Source organism: Plantibacter sp. AC185 (genome assembly GCF_979258065.1).
Genome location: NZ_OZ409831.1, coordinates 3,207,125 through 3,232,210, shown reverse-complemented (window position 1 = coordinate 3,232,210; position 25,086 = coordinate 3,207,125). Strand labels below are relative to the sequence as shown.

The 25,086-nt window shown below is 69.2% G+C and carries 21 protein-coding genes and 1 tRNA gene; 9 read left to right on the top strand and 13 right to left on the bottom strand.

What is annotated here, in order from left to right; translation table 11 throughout:
• Positions 1–10: 10 nt before the first annotated feature.
• The 3 genes from ACZZZB_RS15170 to ACZZZB_RS15160 form a co-directional block, all read right to left on the bottom strand.
• A complete protein-coding gene (locus tag ACZZZB_RS15170) occupies positions 11–1,075 on the bottom strand; it encodes a type II secretion system F family protein (RefSeq protein WP_192005586.1) in 1,065 nt (354 codons plus the stop codon).
• A complete protein-coding gene (locus ACZZZB_RS15165) occupies positions 1,072–2,106 on the bottom strand; it encodes a TadA family conjugal transfer-associated ATPase (RefSeq protein ID WP_463530109.1) in 1,035 nt (344 codons plus the stop codon). The genes ACZZZB_RS15170 and ACZZZB_RS15165 overlap by 4 nt, the downstream gene beginning before the upstream one ends.
• 111 nt (positions 2,107–2,217) lie before the next feature.
• Complete coding sequence (locus ACZZZB_RS15160) at positions 2,218–3,297, bottom strand: LacI family DNA-binding transcriptional regulator (RefSeq protein ID WP_463530108.1); 1,080 nt, start codon at positions 3,295–3,297, stop codon at positions 2,218–2,220.
• A 150-nt stretch (positions 3,298–3,447) separates the two neighbouring features.
• Here ACZZZB_RS15160 and uriH point away from each other — a divergent pair, with 150 nt between their 5' ends.
• From uriH to ACZZZB_RS15145, 3 genes are read left to right on the top strand one after another with little or no spacing between them, the layout of a single operon-like run.
• Positions 3,448–4,395, top strand: a complete 948-nt coding sequence (gene uriH, locus ACZZZB_RS15155; RefSeq protein ID WP_463530107.1) for a uridine-preferring nucleoside hydrolase UriH — start codon at positions 3,448–3,450, stop codon at positions 4,393–4,395.
• Positions 4,392–5,828, top strand: coding sequence for a uridine transporter UriT (gene uriT / locus ACZZZB_RS15150; protein WP_463530106.1), 1,437 nt, complete (start codon positions 4,392–4,394; stop codon positions 5,826–5,828). Before uriH ends, uriT begins: the two co-directional genes overlap by 4 nt.
• A gap of 10 nt (positions 5,829–5,838) precedes the next feature.
• Positions 5,839–6,762: a ribokinase gene (locus tag ACZZZB_RS15145; protein WP_192005592.1), complete on the top strand. Its 924-nt coding sequence runs from the start codon at positions 5,839–5,841 to the stop codon at positions 6,760–6,762.
• Positions 6,763–6,805: 43 nt separating this feature from the next.
• On the opposite strand, the gene ACZZZB_RS15140 is transcribed toward ACZZZB_RS15145, so the two are convergent.
• Together ACZZZB_RS15140 and ACZZZB_RS15135 are read right to left on the bottom strand one after the other, a co-directional pair.
• Positions 6,806–7,603: a hypothetical protein gene (locus ACZZZB_RS15140; RefSeq protein ID WP_463530105.1), complete on the bottom strand. Its 798-nt coding sequence runs from the start codon at positions 7,601–7,603 to the stop codon at positions 6,806–6,808.
• Complete coding sequence (locus ACZZZB_RS15135; protein ID WP_463530104.1) at positions 7,600–8,244, bottom strand: SatD family protein; 645 nt, start codon at positions 8,242–8,244, stop codon at positions 7,600–7,602. The genes ACZZZB_RS15140 and ACZZZB_RS15135 overlap by 4 nt, the downstream gene beginning before the upstream one ends.
• 411 nt (positions 8,245–8,655) lie before the next feature.
• On the opposite strand from ACZZZB_RS15135, the gene acs reads away from it, so the two are divergent.
• Positions 8,656–10,647: an acetate--CoA ligase gene (gene acs, locus ACZZZB_RS15130; protein ID WP_124769890.1), complete on the top strand. Its 1,992-nt coding sequence runs from the start codon at positions 8,656–8,658 to the stop codon at positions 10,645–10,647.
• Positions 10,648–10,817: 170 nt separating this feature from the next.
• On the top strand, positions 10,818–11,648 hold the full coding sequence (locus tag ACZZZB_RS15125; protein WP_463530103.1) for an endonuclease domain-containing protein: 831 nt from the start codon (positions 10,818–10,820) through the stop codon (positions 11,646–11,648).
• Positions 11,649–11,734: 86 nt separating this feature from the next.
• Here ACZZZB_RS15125 and ACZZZB_RS15120 read toward each other — a convergent pair whose 3' ends face one another.
• Positions 11,735–12,205, bottom strand: coding sequence for a RidA family protein (locus tag ACZZZB_RS15120; protein ID WP_175117467.1), 471 nt, complete (start codon positions 12,203–12,205; stop codon positions 11,735–11,737).
• A 23-nt stretch (positions 12,206–12,228) separates the two neighbouring features.
• Positions 12,229–12,384, bottom strand: a complete 156-nt coding sequence (locus ACZZZB_RS15115) for a DUF4177 domain-containing protein (RefSeq protein WP_162852301.1) — start codon at positions 12,382–12,384, stop codon at positions 12,229–12,231.
• 108 nt (positions 12,385–12,492) lie between these two features.
• Between ACZZZB_RS15115 and ACZZZB_RS15110 the strand changes: the two genes are divergently transcribed.
• The 3 genes from ACZZZB_RS15110 to ACZZZB_RS15100 all read left to right on the top strand — a co-directional run bounded on the left by ACZZZB_RS15110 (position 12,493) and on the right by ACZZZB_RS15100 (position 18,641).
• Entirely contained in the window at positions 12,493–14,844 is a 2,352-nt protein-coding gene (locus ACZZZB_RS15110) for a transglycosylase domain-containing protein (RefSeq protein ID WP_191941636.1), read from the top strand.
• Positions 14,845–14,965: 121 nt separating this feature from the next.
• The gene (locus ACZZZB_RS15105; RefSeq protein ID WP_191941637.1) at positions 14,966–17,518 is read left to right on the top strand and encodes a transglycosylase domain-containing protein; all 2,553 of its coding nucleotides are present in this window, start codon (positions 14,966–14,968) and stop codon (positions 17,516–17,518) included.
• A 148-nt stretch (positions 17,519–17,666) separates the two neighbouring features.
• Entirely contained in the window at positions 17,667–18,641 is a 975-nt protein-coding gene (locus ACZZZB_RS15100) for a metallophosphoesterase (RefSeq protein ID WP_244650744.1), read from the top strand.
• A gap of 350 nt (positions 18,642–18,991) precedes the next feature.
• Here ACZZZB_RS15100 and ACZZZB_RS15095 read toward each other — a convergent pair.
• The 4 genes from ACZZZB_RS15095 to ACZZZB_RS15080 form a co-directional block, all read right to left on the bottom strand.
• Positions 18,992–19,065 (bottom strand) — tRNA-Pro (locus ACZZZB_RS15095).
• 123 nt (positions 19,066–19,188) lie between these two features.
• Positions 19,189–19,728: a hypothetical protein gene (locus ACZZZB_RS15090; RefSeq protein WP_202939334.1), complete on the bottom strand. Its 540-nt coding sequence runs from the start codon at positions 19,726–19,728 to the stop codon at positions 19,189–19,191.
• Between the two features lie 272 nt (positions 19,729–20,000).
• A complete protein-coding gene (locus ACZZZB_RS15085) occupies positions 20,001–20,546 on the bottom strand; it encodes a hypothetical protein (protein WP_463530102.1) in 546 nt (181 codons plus the stop codon).
• A gap of 123 nt (positions 20,547–20,669) precedes the next feature.
• The gene (locus ACZZZB_RS15080; protein ID WP_194645255.1) at positions 20,670–22,469 is read right to left on the bottom strand and encodes a DUF4012 domain-containing protein; all 1,800 of its coding nucleotides are present in this window, start codon (positions 22,467–22,469) and stop codon (positions 20,670–20,672) included.
• A 179-nt stretch (positions 22,470–22,648) separates the two neighbouring features.
• On the opposite strand from ACZZZB_RS15080, the gene ACZZZB_RS15075 reads away from it, so the two are divergent.
• On the top strand, positions 22,649–23,086 hold the full coding sequence (locus ACZZZB_RS15075; RefSeq protein WP_137243718.1) for a VanZ family protein: 438 nt from the start codon (positions 22,649–22,651) through the stop codon (positions 23,084–23,086).
• Here ACZZZB_RS15075 and ACZZZB_RS15070 read toward each other — a convergent pair.
• Both ACZZZB_RS15070 and ACZZZB_RS15065 read right to left on the bottom strand, forming a co-directional pair.
• Complete coding sequence (locus tag ACZZZB_RS15070) at positions 23,062–24,372, bottom strand: UDP-glucose dehydrogenase family protein (RefSeq protein ID WP_079003131.1); 1,311 nt, start codon at positions 24,370–24,372, stop codon at positions 23,062–23,064. The genes ACZZZB_RS15075 and ACZZZB_RS15070 overlap by 25 nt on opposite strands.
• Positions 24,369–25,016, bottom strand: coding sequence for a thymidine kinase (locus ACZZZB_RS15065; protein ID WP_191941641.1), 648 nt, complete (start codon positions 25,014–25,016; stop codon positions 24,369–24,371). Before ACZZZB_RS15065 ends, ACZZZB_RS15070 begins: the two co-directional genes overlap by 4 nt.
• Positions 25,017–25,086 lie beyond the last annotated feature (70 nt).

The window sequence follows — 25,086 nt, the reverse complement described above, 5'->3', positions numbered from 1 at the left end:
GAACAGTTCGTCAGAAGCCGAGCGTCGTCGACGTGACGACGCTGAGGAGGAGCGGAGCCACACCGACGAGGAGGAAGGCCGGCAGGATGCAGACCCCGAGCGGGATCATGAGGCGGGTCGCGAGGATCGCGGCTGCCCGCTCACCGTCGGACCGCGCCTGATCACGCTGCTGCTCCGCCTCGCTGCGCAGCAGCTCACCGGCGGGGATGCCCGCCCTGGCCGACAGGGCGAGGACGCTCGTGATCGTGGCACCGTCGTAGGGGACGGCGAACCGCTCGCACGCCTCCTCGACGATCGACCGGGCCGCCGGCGCCGCTCCCCCACCCGCCATCGCCACCGCGACGAGGTCGAGCGACAACCCCGGTGCCGGGTCGCGCCTGGCCGCCCGTGCACTGAGCGCCGAACTCCAGCGCGCACCGACGACGAGGAACGCCACGCCCGCCGCGAGACAGCAGAGCCCAGGAGGCGTCGCGAAGAGCGTCCGCAGTGTGTCGAAGCCGAGGGCCATCCCGAGGAGGACGGCGACGAGCGGCAACCAGAGCACCAGCCTCGCCGTCGCGGACGGTCCGGCGAGCGCTGTGCCGACGTCGCGACCGATGCGGTCCAACTCGCGCAGCGACCCGGCGAGGTCCCGCAGACAGACACCGAGTGGTGCGCCGCTGATCGCAGCGACCTGCCAAGCGGCTGCCAGGCCCGCCCAGGCTGTGCGCGCGCCAGCACCCGTCTCCTGATCAGCGATGGCGGCGATCGCCGCCGGCAGGTCGCCGCCGTGCGCTGCAGCATCGGCCACCGCTGACAGCACCGCCGCGTCGGTCCGATGATCGCTCGTCGGGCCGCCTTCGTCGTCCGGTTCATCCGTCGCGAGGCCGACGGACACCGTGGCTGATCGCGTCCGCGCATCGGCGTCCGCTTCCAGGGCCAGATGCCTCCAAGCGCTGCCGGGTGCGACACCGGCACCCAGCAGCACGGCCAGACGACGAGTGGTGCGCGCCACGCGGGCGGGACCGTCGTCATCGGGCGGCGCCGCGCCGGGAAGCGCCGCGAGCACCCGCCGCAGGACCCGTAGCCGGGTCACGGCAACTCCTCGACGGAGAGGCGGTCGTGTTCGTCGATCAGGAGGCGGCCGACCGCCACCACCTGCCGGCCGACCGGGAGCCGTGCCAGATGCACGACGAGTCCGATCGCGCTCGTCGCCTGACGGGCGACGGCCTCCTGACTCATGCCGGCGAGCGCACCGAGCGCTTCCAAACGGGCGGGCACGTCGGTCACGGAGTTCGCGTGGAGGGTGCCTGCACCGCCGTCGTGCCCGGTGTTGAGCGCCGACAGCAGCTCGCGCACCTCGGGCCCGCGGCATTCGCCGAGGACGAGCCGGTCGGGACGCATGCGGAGCGCCTCGCGCAACAGGCGTTCGAGGTCGATGCCGCCGGCCCCCTCCAGGTTGGCCTGGCGCGACTGGAGGGCGACGACATGTGGGTGGAGGATCCGCAGCTCCGCGACGTCCTCGATCACGACGAGCCGCTCGGCGGGCGAGGCGAGGCCGAGCAGGGCGCCGAGGAGCGTCGTCTTCCCGGAGCCCCCCGCGCCGGTGATGAGGATGTTCGTCCGTGCCGCGACGGCGTCGCGCAGCAGCTCGGCGACCGCCGCCGGGAACATCCCAGCGGCCTGCAGCGCATCGAACCCGAGCGCTTCGTCCCGCGGCACCCGGATGGACAGCAACGTCCCCCGGGTCGACACCGGCGGGAGGACCACATGGACCCGCACCCCGTCCTGCAGACGCACGTCGACGCAGGGGGTCGCCTCGTCGACGTGCCTCCCACCCCTCGCCACCAGGCGCACCGCGAGCGCTCGGATGGTCGCCTCATCGGAGCGCCACCCCGCCTCGCGGACGAGCCCGGCACCGTGGTCGAGCCAGAGGCCGGACGAACCGTTCACGAAGAGATCGGTGACCCCCGGATCGGCGAGGTAGGGAGCAAGAGCCCCGAAGTCGGCGAGCGCCGTGACCCCGCGCGACTCGGCCGCACCAGCGGGTTCGGCGTCGACCGTCGCTTCCGGAGAATCAGGAGAGGCGGCATCGGGCGGGACGGAGACGACGAAGCGATCGGACATGCGGCGAGCGTAGAAGCCCAGGCTCGAACCCCGAGGCACGGAGGCGCGGACCTCGCAAGCTCACGCGACCGGCCTCGCTTGTGGAGCGTCATCGGCGAACCTCAGTGCGGCTCAGCGACCGATCGTCGAGGCGCGGATGACGAGGTCCGCAGCGATCACCGGGGCGGGTGCCACCGTCCGGCCCTCGATCCGAGCGAGGAGTTGCTCGGCGCCAGCGCGACCGAGCGCCTCGCCGGGCAACCGCACACTCGTCAACGGCGGATCGCTCACGACCGACGACGCCAGGTCGTCGAACCCGACCACCGCGAGCTCCCCCGGCACCGGCATGCCCATCGCCCGAGCAGACTGCAGCACCCCGTACGCGTGCGTGTCGGTCGCGCACACCAGCGCGGTCACCCCGGCGTCGCGCCACCGCGGCCAGCTGTCGACGAACGCCGCAGCCGCCGCTTCGAGGTCGATGATGCTCTCCGCGCGGTCGTCCGCGTGCACCCGCATCCCGCGCACGGCGGCCTCGCGTTCGAGCAGCAGTCGACGCAGGAGGAACGTGTCCGTCGCCGTCCGCCCACCGAGATACCCGAGCTGCCGGTGACCCAGGACGTGGAGGTGGTCGAGGAGTGCTCGGACACCGCCGAGGAGGTCGAAGTCGACGGAGACGGCGCGTCGGTCGGCGGCGACGGCACCGGACGCGGCCTCCGCCGTCGTCGTCGGGAGGCGGGGTGCGTCGAGCAACACGAGCGCGGTGTCGAGCAGGAGCTCCTCGAGGAAGGCCTCGCTCGGTGCGTCGACCACGACCCCGGCCGGTCGGAGGGCCGCCAGTCGACCGAGCGCCGCCGCCGTGGGCACATCGCCCTCCCCGGTCACCGACACGAGCAGCTGGTACGCGTCGCCGAGGCCGGCTCTGAGCCCGCGGATCACCGCACCGAAGTACGGGTTCGACGCATCCGGCGTCACGAAGACGACCAGGTTGCTGGACCCGCTCGCGAGCGCCCGTGCGGCGTGGTCGGCCACGTAGCCGAGCTCGGCGATCGCCTGGCGCACCCGTTCGGCGTTCTGCGCCGACACGTGCCCAGCATCCTTGCCGTTGGCGACGAGCGACACGGTCGCGACCGACGTCCCGGCCCGCTCCGCCACCATCGCCGCAGTCACGCGACGGGCGGCGCGTGGCTGGGGATCGTTCGGTTCGAGGGGCACCCGTCGATCGTATCGGGGCCGCGGAACCCTGGGCCGAACGACCCGGTTTGGCGAACCTAAAGCGCTTGACGTAGGCTGCTCCCGGCGGACCTGAAGCGCTTTACGTGCCTTGTCGCCCGCTTCCCCAGCACCCCAACGATGTGGAGAACCATGCCCCGCAAGATCATCCTCGACTGCGACCCAGGCCACGACGACGCGATCGCCATCCTCCTGGCACACGGCAACCCCGAGATCGAGCTGCTCGCCGTCACGACCGTCGTCGGCAACCAGACGCTCCCGAAGGTCACCCGGAACGCCCTCGCCGTGGCCCGCATCGCCGGGATCACCGACGTGCCGTTCGCCGCCGGTGCCGACCGCCCGCTCGTGCGCCCGCTCGAGAACGCGCCGGACATCCACGGCGAATCGGGCATGGACGGCCCCGTCCTCCCCGAACCGGCGATCGCCCTCGACGACCGGCACGCCATCGACCTCATCATCGACCTCCTCATGTCGCACGAACCGGGCGAGATCACCCTCGTCCCGACCGGCGGCCTGACGAACATCGCCCTCGCAGCCCGCAAGGAGCCGCGCATCGTGGAGCGCGTCAAGGAGGTCGTCCTCATGGGCGGCGGCTACCACGTCGGCAACTGGTCGGCGGTGGCCGAGTTCAACATCAAGATCGACCCCGAGGCCGCGCACATCGTCTTCAACGAGAGCTGGCCCGTCGTCATGGTCGGCCTCGACCTCACGCACCAGGCCCTCGCCACCCCGGAGGTCGTCGAGCGGATCGCCGCGATCGGCACCGGCCCGGCACGCTTCGTCGAGGAGCTGCTCGAGTTCTTCGGCACCACCTACAAGGACGCACAGGGCTTCGACAGCCCGCCCGTCCACGACCCGTGCGCGGTCGCCTACGTGATCGACCCGACGATCGTGCGGACCGTCAAGGTGCCGATCGACATCGAACTCACGGGCACGCTCACCCTCGGCATGACGGTCGCCGACTTCCGCAGCCCAGCTCCGGACGACTGCAGCACCTGGGCCGCGACCGAGCTCGACCACGCACGCTTCTGGGGCCTCGTCACCGACGCCCTCGAGAACATCGGGGAGATCGAGCTGTGAGCGACCTCCTGAGCTCCACGAAGCCAGCCGTCCGCATCGGCGCCCTCATGACGGCGTTGCTCGCCGCCTGCGTCGCGTTCCAGTTGAACGCCAGCATGCTGAGCCCCGCGCTCGTCAGCATGGCGCGCGAACTGCAGACCGACGACGCCACCATCGGCCTGTCGCAGACGATGTTCTTCACCACGGCGGCGCTGTTCTCCGTCTTCCTCCCCCGCCTCAGCGACATCATCGGACGGAAGCGTGTCCTGACGGGCATGCTCGTCATCATGCTCGTCGGCACCGTCGTCGCAGCCCTCGCCGTGAACGTCGAGATGCTGTTCGTCGGCCGCATCATCCAGGGCGTGTCCGGGCCGGTCGTGCCCATCACCCTGCTCATGCTGCGCGCCGAGGTCACCGACCCGAAGCGGTACGGCGCCATGATGGGCCTCATCACCGCGGTCAACGGCGGCATCGCCGGGATCGACGCCCTCGCCGGCGGCTGGCTCGTCACGAACCACGGCTTCCGGTCCGTCTTCTGGACCATGGCCGTCATCGCAGCCGTCGCGATCGTCTTCGTCGTCCTGTGGGCCGCGAACTCGCAGCCTTCGAAGGGTACGAGGATGGACTGGTGGGGCGTGCTCCCGCTCGTCGTGTCGATCGCCGCCTTGCTCACCGCGTTCAACGAGGCCGGCAAGCTCACGGCGGCGAACTGGTTGCTCGTCGGCGGGTTCATCGTCCTCGCCCTCGTCGCGTTCGCGATCTTCTGGACCGTCGAGAACCGCGTCGCCGAACCGCTGGTGGCCACGAAGTACCTCCGCCAGCGCAGCACCTGGGCGCTCTTGCTCACGACGCTGCTCACGATGACCGGTGTCTTCGCCGTCGCCAACGGCCTCGTCACCTCGATCGCCCAGAACGCCGACGCGGGCTTCAGCATGGAGGCTGACCTCGCCTCCCTCGCGTTCCTGACGCCGTACGCCCTCGTCGGCTGGCTCGTCGGCCCGTTCGCCGGTCGTCTCGCGCCCACGCTCGGCTACCTGAACGTGCTCCGCATCGGCCTCATCGGCAGCATCGTCTCGATCGTCATCATGGCGCTCGTCGGTGTGCACTCGCTCCCCGTGCTCATCGCGACGACCGTCCTCATCGGTGCGACCTACGCGGGCATCGGCAACATCATGCTCAACGGGCTGGGCATCGTCCTGTCGCCGAAGGAGAACCCGGGCTTCCTGCCCGGACTGAACGCGGGCGCCTTCAACCTGGGCGCCGGCCTCAGCTTCGTCGTCCTCCCCGCCGTCCAGATCGCCGTCGCACCCGCCGGAGGGACGTCGACGGCCGGGTACACGAGTGCCATGCTGGTCGGCGCGGGCATCACCGCGGTCGCCCTGCTGGTGTCGTTCCTCATCCCGAAGCCCGCGGGCGCCGAGGTCCGTCCGGCCGAGACCGCCTCGGCAGCCTAGGAGGGTCACCATGCAGAGTCCACGCATCGTCGTCGTCGGGTCCTTGAACGCGGACCTCGTCGTCCGCACGGCCCGCTTCCCGCAGCCCGGGGAGACGCTCACGGGATCCGAACTCGCCGTCATCCCCGGCGGCAAGGGCGCCAACCAGGCGGTCGCCGCGGGCAGACTCGGCGGCGACGTCACCATGGTCGGCGCGGTCGGCGACGACGCGCACGGATCCCTCCTGCTCGATTCGCTCTCGAGCTCCGGGGTCGACGTCACCCGGATCGCCCGACGTGACGACGTCGCGACGGGCACCGCGGTCATCACCGTCGACGACGCCGGGGAGAACACGATCATCGTGTCGCCCGGGGCGAACGGCACCCTCACGCCGGATCGGATCGGCGAGGCGTGGACGGCGCTCGACGGTGCCGGTGTCGTCTGCCTGTGCCTCGAGGTACCGATCGACACCGTGCTCGAGACGGCCCGGCGGGGCGCCGCGGCCGGCGCGCTCGTGCTCCTCAACCTCTCCCCCTACGGTCCGGTGCCGGAGGAGCTCCTCCAGGCGACCGGCGTCCTCCTCGTGAACGAGCACGAGGCGGCCGACCTCGCAGGGGTCGACCCGGAGGAGGCCGGGTGGGAGGCGACCGCCACGGCGCTGCGCAGCCACGGCATCCGACGAGCCGTCGTCACGACCGGGGCCGCGGGCAGTGTCGTGATCGACGGCGAGGCCGACCCGACGTCGGTGCCGTCGCCGACGGTGGACGCCGTCGACACCACCGGCTGCGGCGATGCGTTCATGGGTGCCCTCGCGCTGCGACTCGCTGCCGGAGACGAGCTCGTCGACGCGGCTCGATTCGCCTCGACCGTCGGCAGCTACGCGGCGACCGGGGCCGGCGCCCAGGCGTCATACCCCGATGAGGAGCAGCTCGCGGCGTTCCTCGAGCAGCGATGAGACACGGGGTCCCGCGTGAACCGATGCGGGACCCCGTGGCGCCTCACCCGGCCGCGATCACCCAGAGGTAGAGCACCGCACCAGCGGCGATCGCCCAGCTCGTGAAGCTGCCGACGAGGAACTCCTCCGCCTTGCCACCGACACCGCGATCCTCGGAGATCTCCGGGAAGCGCACGATGCCCTTGGCCGCGACGAGGGCGGCGATCACCATGCCGGTGCCACTCAGCGCGAGGACGACGATGAAGACCCGTTCGAGCGGGCCGATGAGTCGGCCACCGAGCAGCTGCGTCGTCGGACGCAGCGGCGTGCCGCCCTGCTCGACGCTCCCCAACTCTCGACCGCGGATCCTGACCGTCCAGGCGGAGGCGGGTGCCGCGGCCGGTTGCGGCTCATCGTCCTCACGCGCGCGGCGCAGCGACGCCCGCACGATGAGATTGCTGCTCCGGGTGAGGAAGACGAGGGTCGACCCGGCTGCGACGGCGAGGGCCAGGGGCACCTCCTGCAGCACGCCGAGGTCGAAGCCCGCGTAGACCTGCGCTGCGGCGCTGTCGGCCGTCCCGCCCGCCCCGAACACGAGCGTGGAGGCGACGACGAAGAGACCGAGCAGCAGCACGGGCCAGAGTCCGCGTGGTCGCGAGGTGTCCGAGGACGGCATCGCCACGATCCACCCGAGGGCGACGAGGCCGGTCAGCGTCGGCCACCACCAGACGAGCCCGAGGCCCAGCACGGCGAACAGCCAGACCACCACCAGCCCGATCGCCGGCGACCAGCGCGGTACCCGGATCAGTCCACGACAGATGTCGGCGACCCCGATCATGAGCAGCAGGACGGCCGTGATCATCGAATCGGCGCTCCGGCGAGCAGGTCGAGGGCCGAGACGAGCGCGGCGCCGCCCGATCGTTGCAGGTTCTGCGACACCGCGGACTGCGAGATGCCGACCTCGGCCGCCATCGACTCCTGCGATCGGCCGAGGAGCGCACCCGCGGCGAGCTGTCGCTGTCGAGGGTTCCGCATCTGATCGATCGTGTGATCGCGCAGGGTGAGGAGTGCGTTCACGATGGCGTCTCCGTCCTGGGGCGATTCGCCCTCGAACCACGATCGCAGGTACGGCTGACGTTTGTCCTCCCGCCGATGCGCCTCGTCGATGGCGGCCCGGGCCCGCCACCAGGCGGAACCGTCCTGGATGAGCACGTCCTGCCCGGCGTCGATGTCCGTGACCTCACCCCAGCCGAGGCCGAACCGGCAGTCGACCTCGGCAGGGAACAGGAGTCGCGCGAGGGTGGTGGCACGCAGTGCGGTCGCGACGTCCGCGTACACGACCTGGAACTCGTCGCCGACCGTGGGACGCAGCGGCTGCTCGGCGGGCCAGATGGCCTCCACCTGGAGGAAGACGTCCTGGATCGCGCGTTGAGCTCGGGTGCGATCGTCGAGACGGCGCGAACCCACGATGTCGACGACGACGGCCAGGAGGAGATCGGTCATCTCAGAAGCATAGAGCTGATAGTGGCAGAACTATAAGCAATATTCGAATACTCACCAGCGGCTCCCTGCAGCCGACACCGGAGACAGAAGAAGGCGGCACCCATTGGGGGGAATGGGTGCCGCCTCTACAGTGCCGGATTGGGGGGAATCGCTGGCACTGCATGCACGAATGTGTATTCGGCCGGGTCCAAGTGTACGCCAGTGAACGGGGAACACAAGCACTCAGACGACCCCAGATCGAGTGGTTTCCCTACCATGCCCAGATCATTCACAGACTGGGCCCGTGAATTTGTTCGGATGAGTGACAAATCCGCAACCGAGAACGCGCTACGCTCGTGCATGGCACGGACTCGACCCGCCTCGGCAGGTCGAGTCAGGAACGCGGATTCGCAAGGGAGCGAGACACACACGATGAGCACTCAGATCGACAGCCTGCTGCACGAAGACCGACGATTCCCACCGTCGGAGGAGTTCGCCGCGCAGGCGATCGCCAGCGCCGAGCTCTACGAGCGGGCATCGAGTGACCGGCTCGCCTTCTGGGCCGAGCAGTCCCGCGAGCTGCTCACGTGGAGCAAGCCGTTCACGAAGACCCTCGACTGGTCGAATCCTCCCTTCGCGACCTGGTTCGACGACGGCGAGCTGAACGTCGCCTACAACTGCCTCGACCGGCACGTCGAGGCCGGCAACGGCGACCGCGTCGCGCTCCACTGGGAGGGCGAGCCCGGCGACACCCGCACGATCACCTACGCCGAGCTCACGGCAGAGGTCAAGCGCGCGGCCAACCTGTTCACCAGCCTCGGCGTCGAAGCCGGCGACCGGGTCGCCATCTACCTGCCGATGATCCCGGAGGCGATCGTCTCCATGCTCGCCGTCGCGCGCATCGGCGCGGTCCACTCGGTCGTCTTCGGCGGGTTCAGCGCCGACAGCCTGCGCTCCCGCATCGACGACGCGGAGGCCAAGCTCGTCATCACCGCCGACGGCGGCTACCGCAAGGGCAAGGTCTCCGCGCTGAAGCCCGCCGTCGACGCGGCGCTCGCGAGCCGCGGCGAGCTGCCCGAGCAGGCGACCGTGGACCACGTGCTCGTCGTCCGTCGCGGTGAGAACGAGGTCGACTGGACGACCGGACGCGACCTCTGGTGGCACGAGGCCATCGCCGACGCCGAACCCGAGCACGACGCGCAGCCGTTCCCCGCCGAGCAGCCGCTCTTCATCCTGTACACCTCCGGCACCACCGGGAAGCCGAAGGGCATCCTGCACACCTCGGGTGGCTACCTGACGCAGACGGCGTTCACCCACAAGAACGTCTTCGACCTGCACCCCGAGACCGACGTGTACTGGTGCACGGCCGACATCGGCTGGATCACCGGTCACAGCTACGTCACCTACGGACCCCTCGCGAACGGCGCGACGCAGGTGCTCTACGAGGGCACGCCAGACGCCCCACACCCGGGACGCTGGTGGGAGATCATCGAGAAGTACGGCGTGAGCATCTTCTACACGGCTCCGACGGCGATCCGCTCCTTCATGAAGCTCGGTCGCAAGATCCCGAAGCAGTTCGACCTGTCGTCGCTCCGCCTGCTCGGCTCGGTGGGTGAGCCCATCAACCCCGAGGCGTGGATGTGGTACCGCAAGATCATCGGCAACAAGGTGGCGCCGATCGTCGACACCTGGTGGCAGACGGAGACCGGGGCGATCATGGTGTCAGCCCTCCCCGGTGTGACGTCGACCAAGCCCGGTAGCGCGCAGGTCCCGATCCCGGGCATCGCCATCGATGTCGTCGACGACGCCGGTGACGCGGTCGGTGCCGGCGGCGGCGGACTCCTCGTCGTGACCGAGCCCTGGCCGTCGATGCTCCGCGGCATCTGGGGCGACCCCGAGCGGTTCAAGGAGACCTACTGGGAGAAGTTCTGGGACGTCGAGGGCGGCCCGTTCTACTTCGCCGGCGACGGCGCCCGACTCGACTCGGACCGCGACGTCTGGCTGCTCGGCCGCGTCGACGACGTCATGAACGTCTCCGGGCACCGACTCTCGACCGCTGAGATCGAGTCGGCGCTCGTCGCCAACGAGATGGTGGCCGAGTCCGCCGTGGTCGGTGCGGCCGACGAGACCACCGGGCAGGCGGTCGTCGCCTTCGTCATCATCAAGGAGTCCCACCTCGAGCAGGCATCCGGACTCGCGGACATCACCGGGGCACTCCGCAGCTGGGTCGGCGAACAGATCGGTCCGATCGCCCGCCCACGCGAGGTCTACCTCGTGAACGAACTGCCGAAGACGCGCTCGGGCAAGATCATGCGTCGTCTCCTGCGCGACGTGGCCGAGGGCCGCGAGGTGGGCGACACCACGACGCTCGCCGACACCACGGTCATGCAGATCATCACCGACAAGATGGTCAAGAGCACGTAAGTCCTCGCAGCGTCGCAGCAGGAGATCCGCTCCGCAGCAGGAGAACGTAGTCACGTTGGTCCTGCTGCGGGGCGGATCTCCTGTGCTCCACAGGGCAGACTCGCGGGCACCTCATCCCCAGCACTCCTGAGTGGGGCATGTGGCCGCGCCCGGCCCACGAAGCTGAGGTGATGGACCTCACCCCGTGGATCGACCGGCGCGACGGGATCGTGCATCGTCTCGACGCGCTCGATGCCGGAGCGACCAAGCACGGCATCGAACGAGCAAAGCAATCAGGCTCGGTCCGAGTCGTGAGACGTAACTGGCTCGTGACCGCAGCGTGTGATCCTCAACTCCTCTTCGCGGCGACGCGCGGAGGACGATTGACGTGTCTGACGATCGCCGGTCGTCGCGGCTGGTGGAACCTGGCTGACGGGTTCGTCCATCTCTCCGTCCCTTCGACGTCTGCGGCGACGACTGAAGCAGGGCTGCGGCTCCATTGGAGCGCGACACCGGCGCCGGTGTCCACCCGCACACTGGTGCAGCCACCGGTGAATGCGCTCGTCCACATCGCCGAGTGCCAACCGTTCGAACGCGCGCTCGCGGTCTTCGAATCGGCTGTCCGCGTCGGCGATGCCGACCTCGACCGACTCAGACTCATGCCGATCCGTTCCCGACGGTTCAGCAGAGTGATCGACCGCGTCAGCCACCTCTCCGACTCAGGCATCGAGTCGATACCGCGCATCCGTCTCGCGCGGGTCGGCATCCACATGAGCCAGCAGGTCGTGGTCGACGGTCACCGGGTCGACGGACTCATCGGCGAACGCCTCATCCTGCAGTTCGATGGACACGCTCCTCATCAGGATGCGTCACAACGGAGCCGCGATCTCGCGCAGGATCGCCGTCTCGCGCTGTCCGGCCACACCGTCCTGCGGTTCAGTTACCGGCAGGTCATGCACGAGTGGACACTCGTCGAGCGCGAGATCTCAGACGCGATCGCGCAAGGCAGGCATCAGTGGTGAACGCAGGAGATCCGCTCCGCAGCAGGATGAACGTGGTTACGTTCTCCTGCTGCGGAGCGGATCTCCTGTTGTGGCTCGGGGAGGCGCTACGCGAACTCGACGATGAGCTCCACCTCGACGGGCGAGTCGAGCGGCAGGACGGCGACGCCGACGGCGGAGCGGGCGTGCACGCCGAGGTCGCCGAAGATCTCGCCGAGGACCTCTGACGCACCGTTGATGACGCCGGGCTGGCCGGTGAACGCCGGGTCGGAGGCGACGAAGCCGACGACCTTCACGATGCGGGTGACACGGTCGAGCGAACCGATCTGGCTCTCCACCGCGGCGAGCGCGTTGAGCGCGCACGTCCGGGCGTAGGACTTGGCGTCGGCGGGCGAGACGAGTCCGTCGCCCTCACCGACCTTGCCGGTGGCGGGGAGCTTGCCGTCGGTCATGGGCAGCTGGCCCGAGGTGAAGACGTGCTCGCCGGAGACCACCGCTGGGATGTAGGCGGCGACGGGCGGGACGACGGTGGGCAGGGTGATACCGAGCTCGGCGAGTCGGTCGGCGATCTGGGACATGGGGGTTCCTCCGGGACGTCGGGTCAGTCGGCGATGGGGCGCTTGAGGTAGGCGACGAGCCCACCCTCCGGACCGGTGACGACCTGGACGAGCTCCCAACCCTCCCCGCCCCAGTTGTTCAGGATGGCAGCCGTGTTGTGGATCATCAACGGCGTGGTGAGGTACTCCCAGCGGGTCATGTCTCTCCTCGATCGGGCGCTCCGCACGGAGAGGCGGAGGCGCAGGGGATGTTCATGGCGAGCCCCAAGTGAAGCTCGCTCACAGTTTCCCCGCTTACCTTCGATCCTATGCCTGAACCACGTACCCCCGCGAAGACGGTCGCGCAGAGCGTCCTCGGCTTCGTCGGCTTGAGCGTCGCCGCCGGTGTGCTCGCCACCGCCGCGGTCACCCCTGCCATCGCGATGACCGGTCTCGCCACCTCCACGGGCATCTCCGTCTTCGACGGCCTCCCCGACTACCTCCAGCTCGACTCGCTCGCCCAGAAGTCGAGCATCTACGCCAAGGATTCCGCCGGCAACCCGGTGCTCCTCGCCTCCTTCTACGACCAGAACCGGATCGAGGACAGCTGGGACCAGATCTCCCAGTTCGCGAAGGACGCCGCGGTCTCGGCTGAGGACCCCCGCTTCTTCGAGCACGGTGGCATCGACCTCGCGGGCACCGTCCGCGCGGTCGTCAACAACGCCGCCGGTGGATCGACGCAGGGTGGCTCCTCGATCACACAGCAGTACGTGAAGAACGTCCTGGTGCAGAAGGCCGAGGCGATCCCCGACAAGAAGGAGAGCGACGCGGCCTACGAGGAGGCGACCGCGACGACCCCGGAGCGCAAGCTCAAGGAGATGCGACTCGCGATCGGCCTCGAGAAGACGTACGGCAAGGAGGACATCCTCCGCGGGTACCTCAACATCTCCGGTTTCGGCGGACGCGTCTACGGGATCGAGGCGGCGTCCAACTACTACTTCAACACCACGGCCGCGAACCTCACGCTGGAGCAGGCGGCGACGCTGCTCGCGATCGTCAACAACCCCGAGAACCTCAGGATCGACAAGCCCGACAGCGCTGACAACGGCGCGGCGAACGGCTACGCCCTGACGAAGACGCGACGGGACTACGTCCTCGACCAGATGCTCAAGGAGCAGAAGATCTCGCAGGAGCAGCATGATGCGGCGGTGGCGATCCCGATCACCCCGACGATCGTGCCTCCCGTCACCGGCTGTTCCGCGGCCGGGTCGTCCGCCTACTTCTGCGACTACGTGACCCAGGTGCTGCAGAACAACGAGATCTTCGGCGCCACCCAGGACGAACGGTGGACGAACTTCAAGCGCGGCGGGTACAGCGTCTTCACGACCCTCGACCTCGACCTGCAGAACGCATCGCAGGCGGCCATCGACGAGTACGTCCCGAAGACGACCACGGAACTCGACCTCGGCGCCGTCTCGGTGAGCGTGCAGCCCGGGAGCGGGCGGATCCTCGCCATGGCCCAGAACAAGGACTACTCGCAGGATCCCGATGTCCTCGCGACAGGCTCCAACTACAGCGCGATCAACTACAACACCGATCAGGCCTACGGTGGATCGGCGGGCTTCCAGCCCGGGTCGACGTACAAGATCTTCACCCTGACGGACTGGCTGAAGTCAGGCAAGGGCGTCAACGAGTCGATCAACGCGAACCGCAGATCCGACTGGGGCACCTTCACCAACAGTTGCGTCCCGGGTGGGACGGAGCAGGCGGAGGCCGGGTGGAGTCCGCGGAACGACGAGGGCGAGTCGGGGTCGTACACCGTGAGACGCGCCACGCAGCAGTCGATCAACACCGCGTTCATCGCGATGGCGCAGGAGCTCGACCTCTGCGACATCAGCAAGACCGCCGAGTCGATGGGCGTGCACCGTGCCGACGGCGCGCCACTGAACAACTCCCCCGCCACCGTGCTCGGCACCAACGAGGTCGCCCCGTTGAGCATGGCAACCGCCTTCGCGACGCTCGCCGCCGGCGGCAAGACGTGCGACCCGATCGCGATCGACTCGATCACGAAGCCAGACGGGTCGACTGCCGAGGTCCCCTCCGCGAACTGCCGCCAGTCGGTCGATGCGAAGGTGGCGGCCGCGGCCGACGACGTCCTCCAGGGCGTCGTGTCGAGTGGTACCGCGTCCGCCTCGGGTGCCCGCACGGACGGCGTCGGTGAGTTGATCGGCAAGACGGGGACCACCGACAACGCCGAGGCGACCTGGATGAGCGGTGCGAGCACGACCGTCGCGACGGTCGTCGGCACCTTCAACGTCAGCGGACACGTCAACCTCCGCGACACCTACATCGACGGCACCCAGGTCGCGTCCATGCGGCACTACATCTGGCCGGAGGTCATGTCGGCCGCGCTCGCCAAGTATCCGGGTGGCGACTTCCCCGCGGCCGATCGCGCCACGCTGCAGGGCGACGGTTCCGGCAGCAGCGGCGAGGACTCGACCCCCGCTCCGACGCCGACGAGCGACCCGACGCAGGCACCGAGCGAGGCGCCGACACCAGCGCCGGGCGACGGCGGGGACACCGACGGTACTGGCGAGAACGGCGGCCCAGCAGCCCCGGGGAACGGTAATGGGAACGGCGGCGGTGGCGGGAACGGCAACGGGAACGGCTCACCCGGGTGATCGAATGCGGCTGCCGGTCTGACGCCGACCGGCAGCCACCCCGCGCCGTCCGGCGGCAACGATCGGGTTTCAACGCGGCGCTGAGCGGGCCTTTTTCAGGATTGTCGCTTAGCATCGATCCATGCCTCAACAACATCGCACGGCCACCGGTGTGCTCGGCGGCTTCCTCGGCTTTCTCGGCCTGAGCGTCGCAGCGGGTGTCCTCGTCACCGCCACGGTCACCCCGGCCCTCGCCGTCACGGGGATGGCGACCAACAGCACGATCAACGTGTTCGACGGTCTGCCCGACTACCTGGCGCTCGACGAGCTGGCGCAGAAGTCCAGCATCTACGCGACCGACAGCGCCGGCAACCCGCAGCTGCTCGCGTCCTTCTACCAGCAGAACCGCATCGAGGTCGGCTGGGACCAGATCAACCAGTTCGTCAAGGACGCGGCGGTCTCGGCTGAGGACCCGCGCTTCTACGAGCACGGCGGTGTCGACCTCACGGGTACGATCCGAGCCGTCGCGATCAGCGCGACGGGCCGCGACCTGCAGGGTGGTTCGTCCATCACGCAGCAGTACGTGAAGAACGTGCTCGTCCAGAAGGCCGAGGCCATCACCGACGAGGCCAAGATGAAGGCCGCGTATGAAGAGGCGACGAAGGCGACCCCTGAGCGCAAGCTCAAGGAGATGCGCATGGCCATCGGCCTCGAAAAGCGCTACGGCAAGCAGGACATCCTGCGCGGCTACCTCAACATCGCCGGCTTCGGCGGCCGCACCTACGGCATCGAGGCTGCGGCCAACTACTACTTCGCAACCTCCGCCGCCAATCTCAACCTCGAGCAGGCCGCGGCGCTCATGGCGATCGTCAACAACCCGGAGACCCTGCGTCTCGACCGTCCCGAGAGTGAGACCAACGGCGCAGCGAACGGGTACGCGCTCACCCTCGACCGGCGGAACTACGTCCTCGATCAGATGATCAAAGAGGGCAAGATCACGCAGGAGCAGTACGACGTCGCCATCGCGACGGCCATCACGCCCACCATCAACCCGGCGAGCACGGGTTGTCAGACGGCCGTCAACGTCGTCGCGGGCGCCGGGTTCTTCTGCGACTACGTCACCCGCGTGTTCCAGAACAACCCGATCTTCGGAGCGACCGAAGACGAGCGCTGGGCCGCGTTCAACCGTGGCGGTTACAGCGTGTTCACGACGCTCGACATCGAGGTCCAGAGCGCTGCACAGGCGGCGATCGACGAGCTCATCCCGCGGGTGAGCGACCAGCTCGACATCGGCGCGGTCGCCGTGACGGTCGCGCCCGGCTCGGGTCGCATCCTCGCGATGGCGCAGAACAAGGACTATTCCAACGACCCCGACGTCCTGGCGACCGGAGCCAACTACTCCGCGGTCAACTACAACACCGACGTCGATTACGGCGGTTCCACCGGCTTCCAACCCGGATCGACGTACAAGACCTTCACCCTCGCCGAGTGGCTCAAGGAAGGCCACGGGCTGAACGAAGGCGTCGACGGCCGGAAGCGCTCGCCTTGGGGAACCTTCAAGGACTCCTGTGCCGACGGTGGCACCGTGTACGCCGGTTCCGACTGGAACCCCGGCAACGACGAGGGCGGCAACGGTGGCCAGTACACCGCACTGCAATCGACGAAGCAATCCATCAACACCGGGTTCATCGCGATGGCGAAGCAGCTCGACCTCTGCGGCATCCGCAAGACCGCAGAGTCCATGGGAGTGCACCGCGCCGATGGCGGTCCCCTCCTGCAGTCTCCTGCGACGGTCCTCGGTACGAACGAGGTCGCCCCGCTCAGCATGGCGACGGCCTTCGCGACCTTCGCCTCGGGCGGCACCACGTGCGACCCGATCGCGATCGACCGGGTCGTGAAGCCCGACGGCACCGACATCCCCGTTCCCTCGGCGAACTGCCGGGTCGGACTCGAGGCCAATGTCGCCGCCACGGCGAACGTCGCACTTCAGGCGACGTTCAACGGCGGTACGACGAGCTCGTCCCGCATCGGCGACGGCATCCCGCTCATCGGCAAGACGGGTACCACCGACAACAACGAGGCCACCTGGATGAGCGGCGCGAGCACGAAGGCGGCGACCGTCGTCGGCGTGTTCAACGCGACCGGCCACGTCAACCTCCGCCGCACCTACTTCGACGCCGGTCAAGCCGCGACGATCCGACACAAGATCTGGCCGCGGGTGATGGAAGTCGCCAACGCCAAGTTCGGTGGCGAAGCGTTCGGCGACCCCGACCCGTCGCTCATCAACGGTCAGTCGATCCAGGTGCCCGATGTGGCAGGGAAGACGATCGAGGAAGCGCAGAAACTCCTCGAGGACGCGGGCTTCGGCTTCGCGAACGGTGGCGCGGCCGACTCGGTGCTGCCCGCGGGGCAGGCGGCGAGCACCAACCCGGCCGGCACTGTCCCGAAGGGTTCGATCATCACCGTCTACACGAGCAATGGGCTGCTTGCTGCCGTGCCTGACGTGAGTGCTGCTGCGAGCTATGAGGACGCGCGGGCGGCGATACAAGGCGCCGGGTTCGCGAACGTCGGACAGAAGTGTGTGGTCGACCCTGCGGCGGCGACGCCGAAGGTCACCGGGGTCGATCCCCCGGCAGGGACGGCGGCTCGCAAGGACGGCAAGATCACGGTGACGGTCTCCAAGACCAGCTGTTAGCGTCCTGACGCCAGCACGGAGGGCCCGATCGGATTCGATCGGGCCCTCCGTCGTCTTCGCGGGGCCCGCTCCGGGCGTCTTCGGAGGGGCCAGCGGGTACGCTCGTGGGACGGTCGGCACCACTCGACGACCGAGGAGGAGACGATCGATGGCGGCACCCATGAGCACCGGCGGCAGACTCGGAACGGCAGCGGCCGTCGTGGCAGGCCTCGGAGCCCTCACCTTCGGGTACGCGTCGGTCGTCGAGCGCAACGCCTTCACGCTCCGCAGGGTGACCGCTCCGGTCCTCCCGCCCGACGCCGAGCCGATCACCGTGCTGCACCTCTCCGACCTCCACATGGCGCCCTGGCAGCGCCGGAAGCAGGCCTGGCTGCGGTCGCTGGCCGATCTCCGGCCGGACGTCGTGATCAACACGGGCGACAACCTGGGGCATGAGCAGGGCATCGACGGGATCCGGGCTGCGCTCTCGGTCTTCGCCGGGGTTCCGGGGGCGTTCGTGCACGGTTCGAACGACTACTACGGCCCGACCGCGAAGAACCCGTTCAAGTACTTCACGCAGACCTCCTCGAAGCACGTCTCCCCGACGACGCTCGACACGGGCGCGCTCGAGCGGTTCTTCATGGACGAACTCGGCTGGATCGACCTCAACAACGCGGTCGGTGAGATCTCGGTGGGCAGGACCCGCCTCGACCTGTTCGGCGTCGACGACCCACACAAGCACTTCGACCGCCTGGACACCTTGACGGCGCTCATCGACGAACGGCTGGACGCTGAGACGCTGGAGACCGACGACCCGTCGCTGGCACACACCGTGACGGTGGGCGTGATGCACGCTCCGTATCGTCGGGTGCTCGACGCGTTCGTGACGCAGGGTGCGCAGTTCATCTTCGCGGGGCACACCCACGGCGGTCAGGTCTGCGTGCCGGGCTACGGTGCGCTCGTGACGAACTGCGACATCCCTCGCAAACAGGTGAAGGGGCTCAGCGTCTGGCGCCACGCCCTCCGCTCGGCGTACCTGAACGTGTCGGCGGGTGTCGGCACGTCCATCTATGCACCCGTGCGCTTCGCCTGCCGGCCGGAAGCGTCGCTCGTAACCCTCCTTCCCCGTCGCACGGTGGTCTGACCGGGCCCGACTGCCCTTCGACAGGCTCAGGGACCGGGACCCTCTGGACCGAGCACCCTCCGCCGGTCGCTGAGTGCCATCCGCCGGTCACTGAGCTTGTCGAAGTGCGCCCTTCGACAGGCTCAGGGACCAGGACCCTCTGGACCGAGCACCCTCCGCCGGTCGCTGAGTGCCATCCGCCGGTCACTGAGCTTGTCGAAGTGCGCCCTTCGACAGGCTCAGGGACCGGGAATCTCCGGGCTTTGCTGTCGGGGTAGCGGGATGTGCAACCCGCCAGCCCAGCAGACCGCCAGCCCGGGGAAACAGAGAAGCCCGGCCAGACGATTTCTCGTCTGACCGGGCTTGTACTGTCGGGGTAGCGGGATTTGAACCCACGACCTCTTCGTCCCGAACGAAGCGCGCTACCAAACTGCGCCACACCCCGATGGCCCGAAGGCCTTGTCTAGGATAGCCGATTTTTCAGCGGCTGTTCGCCACTTCCTGGAATCGGTGGATCCCGGACCGGATCAGCCGGGCGCCGCCATCGCCGCCCGGCCGACCCGTGTTCTCACGCCTGCTGGCGGCGACGCACGACCACGGTACCGAGCGCGGCGGCACCGACGGCGAGGAGCCCGCCGGCCACCCACGGGAGGGCGGTTCCGGCGAATCCGGTGTCGGCGAGGGCATTGCCCCCGGCAGACGGGTCGGAGGCCGATGCGGCGGCCGCAGCGGCGTCCGCCGGGTCCAGGACGGTGAAGTCGGACGAGTCGGTGACGGCACCCTGGGTCGCGGTCAGCGTGTAGGTGCCGGCGGGGTCCGCAGCCGTGTCGATGGAGACCTGGATGTCGCCGGCCGCGTCGGCGACGGTCGACAGCGTGCGCGCGGAGACACCGGCTGCGGAGGAGTCGATGGTGATCGACACCGTCTGGTTCGCGACCCAGAAGTCCGAGCACGAGTACGAGACGGCCGCGCCGCGCGCGACGCTCGCCGGCGTGATCGAGTTGCAGCTGCCAGGACCGTAGCTGTCGCCCTCGAGCGCGTTGGCTGCGGTGGGCAGCGCGACGACGGCGAGGAGGACGAGTGCGGCGGCGGAGAGAGTTCGTTTCATGTGCGGGCCCCTAGGTGTGCGGATGGCGCATGCGCTGCGTGATGCGACATGCGGACAGGGCCTGGAGCCGAGCGCTGTTCACTCGTGGCCTCCATGGCCGTCATCATGCTAGGGGAGCCGCCATCTCACCAGGGCTGGAAAACCGCGGAATTCCGCGGATGTGACCACCTTTGGGGGTACAGCCTGTCCGTCTGACGCCAAGCCGGGCGAGGACGGTGTCAGGCCGTGGTCCGAGCGGACAACCGCCCGGACCACGCATCCCGAACGACGGATCAGGCCGTCTTGCGGCGACGGATCGCCATCGCGCCGACGACGCCGGCACCGACGACGAGGAGACCTCCACCGATCCACGGCAGGGCTCCACCGTCGAAGCCGGTCGAGGCGAACTCGCGCTCCGAGACCTGGAACGAGGCGCTCTCGGTGGTCGCGCCCTGGGTCGCCGTGACCATGCAGGTGCCGGAGGCGGTCTTGCTGGTCTCGATCGTCACCGCGAACGCACGGGCGGCGTCGGCGCTGAACGTGCCGGACGTCGGCACGGCGCTCTGCTCGGCGGCCTGCTCGGTCGCGCCGGCGGTGTTCGGCTTCGCAGCGGGAATGCTGCAGCCGGGCCCGGCGACGGTGACCGTCACCGGAGTGCCGGGGTCGAACGTGCCGTCGCAGCGGAAGACGGTCGACTCCCCCTGGGTCACCGACACCGGTGTGAGGGTCGCACAGCCGGCAGGGCCGTAGGTGGACGAGTCGGTCGCTGCACTCGCGGCGGCCGGGGCCGCGAAGACTGCCAGGAGGCAGAGCGATGCTAGGGCAAGGGTGCGCTTCATGTTGATATCCCCAAGGAACGTCGAATACCCCCTGCGTCCGCCGATTTCGGGTGGGCGTCCGCGCGAGGTTCCCCAGGGTCACGAATTCGGGTGCGTGGCTTCCTGAGGTGTTGTCATGCTATGTCAGGAGCCGCACCGAGGGAAGGCTGAAATGGTCGTTTTGCCCGTGATTCCGGGGGTTGTGACCAGGTTTGGGGGTACGTCGGAGGCCTTCGGGGCGAGCACCGTGAAGACGAGTTCCGTTGTCGCCCCCGGAGTGAGGGTCACGTCGGTCTGGGCGTAGAGACGACCGTTCGGGTCGGTCACGGCCTTGACCGGCAGGTCCTCGCCGTCGCTCGCTCCGAGCAGGGTCGCGCCGAGCGGACCGTGGATCACGACGCGCGTCGCGATGTCTCCTGCGGGGGTGCCGAAACGCCCGCCTGCGGTCACGTAGTCCGGCAGGGAGGTCGCAGCGTCCGCCGGCGCGGTGGACGTCAGGGTGACGGCGACGACGTATTCCGCACCCTGCTTCGTGCACCGGGCGTCGCGGATGTCGACCTTCGTCTCCAGGTAGTAGTCCATCTTGGCGCGGGTGAGGTCTTCGAGGTAGACCCCGGTGTACACGGCCGCGTCGTCGGTCGCCGGTGGGATCCCGGCGAGGCTCGTCTGGGCGATCAACGCCTGTTCGGCGGGGACCGCACTCCACACGTGGAGACGGTTCTCCGCGCCGGACTCGGACAGGGCCTGGACGAGGGCGCCGGGGTCGGGCGAGCGGGAGATCATGCCCTCGAACACCGCGCCCGAGACCGCGGCGAAGAACGCATCCTGTACGAGCCGGTCCGGGAACCGGGCGTAGACGTCGCTCAACAGCGTCTTCGCCGCATTGTCGGCGGTGAGCTCGGTGCCGTCCGGGAGGGCGACGGGTCCGGTCGCCTCCAGCAGGTGTGCGAGGACGTAGGGGTCGACGGCGACCACGGTGTCGATGGGCACGCCGAACACCTGGGTCCCCATGGCTGCGGCAAGCTCCCCGGTGCGACTGAAGTCGACCGTGAGGTTGGTGTCCTGGATGTATCGGCCGAGGTTGTCGGTGTAGACGTTCTGCTCGAACGGGGTGAGCGGCAGCACGGGGGCGGGGAATCCGGAGAAGTCGTCGCTCCCCCGGGTGCCGACGAAGGAGATGACGCCGTTCTCCGCGTGGATGAGGGCCACCGCCCCGGCGATGCCGCCACTCGAGCGCAGCTCCGCGTTGTTCTGGATCATCACCATGATGTTCCGGGGCCCGGCCCCGCCCGCCATGTCCGGCAGGAGCGCCGTGGCCCGCGCCGCGGTGTCGAGCATCGTGGACGCACCGGTGATCGTGCGGGTGAGCTTCTCGACGGCGTCGGCGACCACCGGCAGCGCACCGTCCGTGCCGATCGTGTCAACGCGCCCGGCGATGGTGTCAGCCGCTGCGGCCGCGTCGGCCACAGTCGGCGCGACGGCACGGAGCGGTTCCGTCGCGATCGAGCCGTCCCCGGGGAGCAGGGAGGACAGGTTGACCTGATCGGCGATCTCGACGACCCTCGGCACGACGTCGACCGCGACGTCGTCGGTGGCCGCGGCTGCCTGTCGCACCGCGGAGAAGTTCACGCCGAGGAACGGGACCGCCTCGGCCGCCCGCCAGATGGGATCACTCGTCAGCGACACCGCCTCGCCGGTGTGCGTCGTGAGGGCACGCTGCGTGGCCGCGGTGCCGCTCGCGTCACCCTTGAGCACGGCCGACTGGAGCGACTTCGCCTCCGACTGGGCGGCTTCGAGCGCGTTCTTCGCCAAGGACGCCCGGACGCCGAGCCATGCTCCGAGCGCGAGGACGACGAGGAGGACGGCGAGTGCGATCCACCACAGACGCGAACGCCGACGGCCGGGCAGGCGGATGCCGGCCGTCGCCGGGCGTGGGTCAGCCAAGAGTGCTCCTTGTTCGGGTAGGCACAGCCTAACCGTCGGATGACGGCCTCCGAGGGTCGCTGCACGCCCCCTTTCAGGGGTGGACGACGCACGCCACAGCAGGGCTCACGGCCGCTCATGGCCTACGATTGCGGGATGCCGTCAGCACGCCCGTCGACCGATCTGGAGCCGCACCGCAGATGACCCGCACGCCGCGCATCGTGATCGGGATCCTGCTGCTGCTCTGCCTGTGCGTCATGCTCGGCATCGCGTTCTGGCCGACACCCGTCGACGCCGACGGCCGGACGACGCTGCTGGCGATCCTCGATCGCTTGCAGGCCGCGGGTGCCCCGACCTGGTTCGACTACCGCTTCGTCGAATCGGCCGCGAACGTCGTGCTGTTCATCCCGCTCGGCGCCCTGCTCGCTCTGGAGCTGCCGTTGCGGCTCTGGTGGATCGCACCACTGACGACGACCCTGTTCTCGGTCGCGATCGAGCTCGGACAGACCCTGCTCCCCGAGCGGGTCGCGACGATCGCCGACGTCTACGCCAATGCGGCCGGAGGGCTGCTCGGCGCGACGATCGTGCTCGTCGTCCGGCTACTCGTCACCGGTCACGGACGACCGAGACCGACGTAACGCCACCCGGCGCCCCGCCAGGCGTCCACGTCGAGGCAGTTGCGTCCGTCCACGATCGTCTTGCCCGCGGTCAACTCGGCGACGGCCGAGGGGTCTAGGGCGCGGAACGCCTTCCACTCGGTCACGACCACGACGATGTCCGCGTCCGTCACGGCCTCTTCCGCCGAGTCAGCGAACGTCAGCTGCGGGTGGAGCCGACGCGCGTTGGGGACGGCTTCCGGATCGAAGGCGAGCACCTTCGCACCCAGTCCGTTGAGGCCGACGGCGACGTCGAGGGCCGGCGAGTCTCGGACGTCGTCGCTGTCGGGCTTGAACGCGAGCCCGAGCACCGCGACCCGCTTCTGGTAGGCGCTCCCGCCGAGCTCCTCGACGACGAGGTCGATGACGCGCTGACGACGACGCAGGTTGATCGCGTCGACCTCCTTGAGGAAGGCCACCGACTCCCCACGACCGAGCTCCTCGGCGCGAGCGGTGAAGGCGCGGATGTCCTTCGGCAAGCAGCCGCCGCCGAACCCGACACCGGCGTTGAGGAAGCGGCGACCGATCCGGGCGTCGTAGCCGATCGCATCGGCGAGCTCCGTGACGTCGGCGTCGGTGACCTCGGCGATCTCCGCCATCGCGTTGATGAAGGAGATCTTCGTGGCGAGGAACGCGTTCGCGGCGACCTTCACGAGCTCCGCGGTCGAGTACCCGGTGGCGACGAGCGGCGTGCCGGTCGAGAGTGCCTGGGCGTAGACCTCGTCGAAGGCGGCCCGCGCGACGGCGGCGTCCTCGGGAGCCGGCGGCAGCCCGTACACGAGTCGGTCGGGCGCGATGGTGTCCTGCACGGCGAAGCCCTCCCGCAGGAACTCCGGGTTCCAGGCGAGCACGGCGCCGGTGGGGGCGACGAGTTCCGCGAGCCGCGCAGCGGTGCCGACGGGGACGGTCGACTTGCCGACGACGACGTCGCCTGCCGACAGGTGCGGCAGGAGGGCCGTCACCGCGGCGTCCACATAGCGCAGGTCGGCCGCGTTGGAACCGGCCTTCTGCGGGGTGCCGACCGCGACGAAGTGCATGGTCGCCCCGGCCGCGTCGGCCATGTCCGTGCTGAACCGCAGGCGGCCCGACTCGACGCCAGCCAGCAGCAGCTCCGGCAGGCCGGGCTCGAAGATCGGCGAGCGTCCGGCGGCGAGCGCCTCGATCTTGGCCGGATCGACGTCGATGCCGACGACCTCGTGCCCGATCGATGCCATGGCGGCCGCGTGCACGGCCCCCAGGTAGCCGCAGCCGATGACGGAGAGCTTCATGCGTGTGATCCTTCACTGATGGGAGGTGCGGTTGGCGTGCTGGACAGGCGACCGCCGGACTCCTGCAGGTAGCAGACGCCGCAGAGCGATTCATAGGTGACGGTGGTGCCGTCGATGGCGACCTGGTCGCCGTCGAACACGAAGGTGTCGCCGAACCGACGGCCGTTGAAGATCGCCTTCCGACCGCACCGACAGATCGTCTTGAGCTCCTCGAGGCTGTGGGCCACCTCGAGGAGGCGGCGGCTCCCGGGGAACGCGACGGTCTGGAAGTCGGTCCGGATGCCGTAGGCGAGGACCGGGATGCCCTCGAGCAGCGCGATGCGCAGGAGGTCGTCGACCTGCTCCCCGTGGAGGAACTGGGCTTCGTCGACGAGGAGGCAGCTGACGTCCTCGCCGGTCTCCTGCACGACCCGGCGACGGTGCTCCGCGAACACCCGGACGGCGTCGTCGTCAGGACCGAGCAGGAAGTCGGCGTCGCGGGTCACACCGAGGCGACTGACGATGGCGGCGTCGCCCTTCGTGTCGAGGGACGGCTTGGCGAGGAGGACGCGGTGGCCGCGCTCCTCGTAGTTGAACGCCGCCTGGAGCAAGGCGGTGCTCTTGCCGGAGTTCATCGCCCCGTATCGGAAGTACAGTTTCGCCACCAGGCAAGCTTAGGGTTCCCAGGCTGCACCTGTCGCATCCGACGAGGGGCCGGGCGAGCACCCGTGCGGC

What these genes read in the sequence shown, in the direction of transcription:
- ACZZZB_RS15165 (WP_463530109.1), bottom strand. Translation starts at nt 2,106, where the DNA reads ATGTCCGATCGCTTCGTCGTCTCCGTCCCGCCCGATGCCGCCTCTCCT.
- uriH (WP_463530107.1), top strand. Translation starts at nt 3,448, where the DNA reads ATGCCCCGCAAGATCATCCTCGACTGCGACCCAGGCCACGACGACGCG.
- ACZZZB_RS15145 (WP_192005592.1), top strand. Translation starts at nt 5,839, where the DNA reads ATGCAGAGTCCACGCATCGTCGTCGTCGGGTCCTTGAACGCGGACCTC.
- ACZZZB_RS15140 (WP_463530105.1), bottom strand. Translation starts at nt 7,603, where the DNA reads ATGATCACGGCCGTCCTGCTGCTCATGATCGGGGTCGCCGACATCTGT.
- ACZZZB_RS15135 (WP_463530104.1), bottom strand. Translation starts at nt 8,244, where the DNA reads ATGACCGATCTCCTCCTGGCCGTCGTCGTCGACATCGTGGGTTCGCGC.
- acs (WP_124769890.1), top strand. Translation starts at nt 8,656, where the DNA reads ATGAGCACTCAGATCGACAGCCTGCTGCACGAAGACCGACGATTCCCA.
- ACZZZB_RS15125 (WP_463530103.1), top strand. Translation starts at nt 10,818, where the DNA reads ATGGACCTCACCCCGTGGATCGACCGGCGCGACGGGATCGTGCATCGT.
- ACZZZB_RS15120 (WP_175117467.1), bottom strand. Translation starts at nt 12,205, where the DNA reads ATGTCCCAGATCGCCGACCGACTCGCCGAGCTCGGTATCACCCTGCCC.
- ACZZZB_RS15115 (WP_162852301.1), bottom strand. Translation starts at nt 12,384, where the DNA reads ATGACCCGCTGGGAGTACCTCACCACGCCGTTGATGATCCACAACACG.
- ACZZZB_RS15110 (WP_191941636.1), top strand. Translation starts at nt 12,493, where the DNA reads ATGCCTGAACCACGTACCCCCGCGAAGACGGTCGCGCAGAGCGTCCTC.
- ACZZZB_RS15105 (WP_191941637.1), top strand. Translation starts at nt 14,966, where the DNA reads ATGCCTCAACAACATCGCACGGCCACCGGTGTGCTCGGCGGCTTCCTC.
- ACZZZB_RS15100 (WP_244650744.1), top strand. Translation starts at nt 17,667, where the DNA reads ATGGCGGCACCCATGAGCACCGGCGGCAGACTCGGAACGGCAGCGGCC.
- ACZZZB_RS15090 (WP_202939334.1), bottom strand. Translation starts at nt 19,728, where the DNA reads ATGAAACGAACTCTCTCCGCCGCCGCACTCGTCCTCCTCGCCGTCGTC.
- ACZZZB_RS15085 (WP_463530102.1), bottom strand. Translation starts at nt 20,546, where the DNA reads ATGAAGCGCACCCTTGCCCTAGCATCGCTCTGCCTCCTGGCAGTCTTC.
- ACZZZB_RS15075 (WP_137243718.1), top strand. Translation starts at nt 22,649, where the DNA reads ATGACCCGCACGCCGCGCATCGTGATCGGGATCCTGCTGCTGCTCTGC.
- ACZZZB_RS15070 (WP_079003131.1), bottom strand. Translation starts at nt 24,372, where the DNA reads ATGAAGCTCTCCGTCATCGGCTGCGGCTACCTGGGGGCCGTGCACGCG.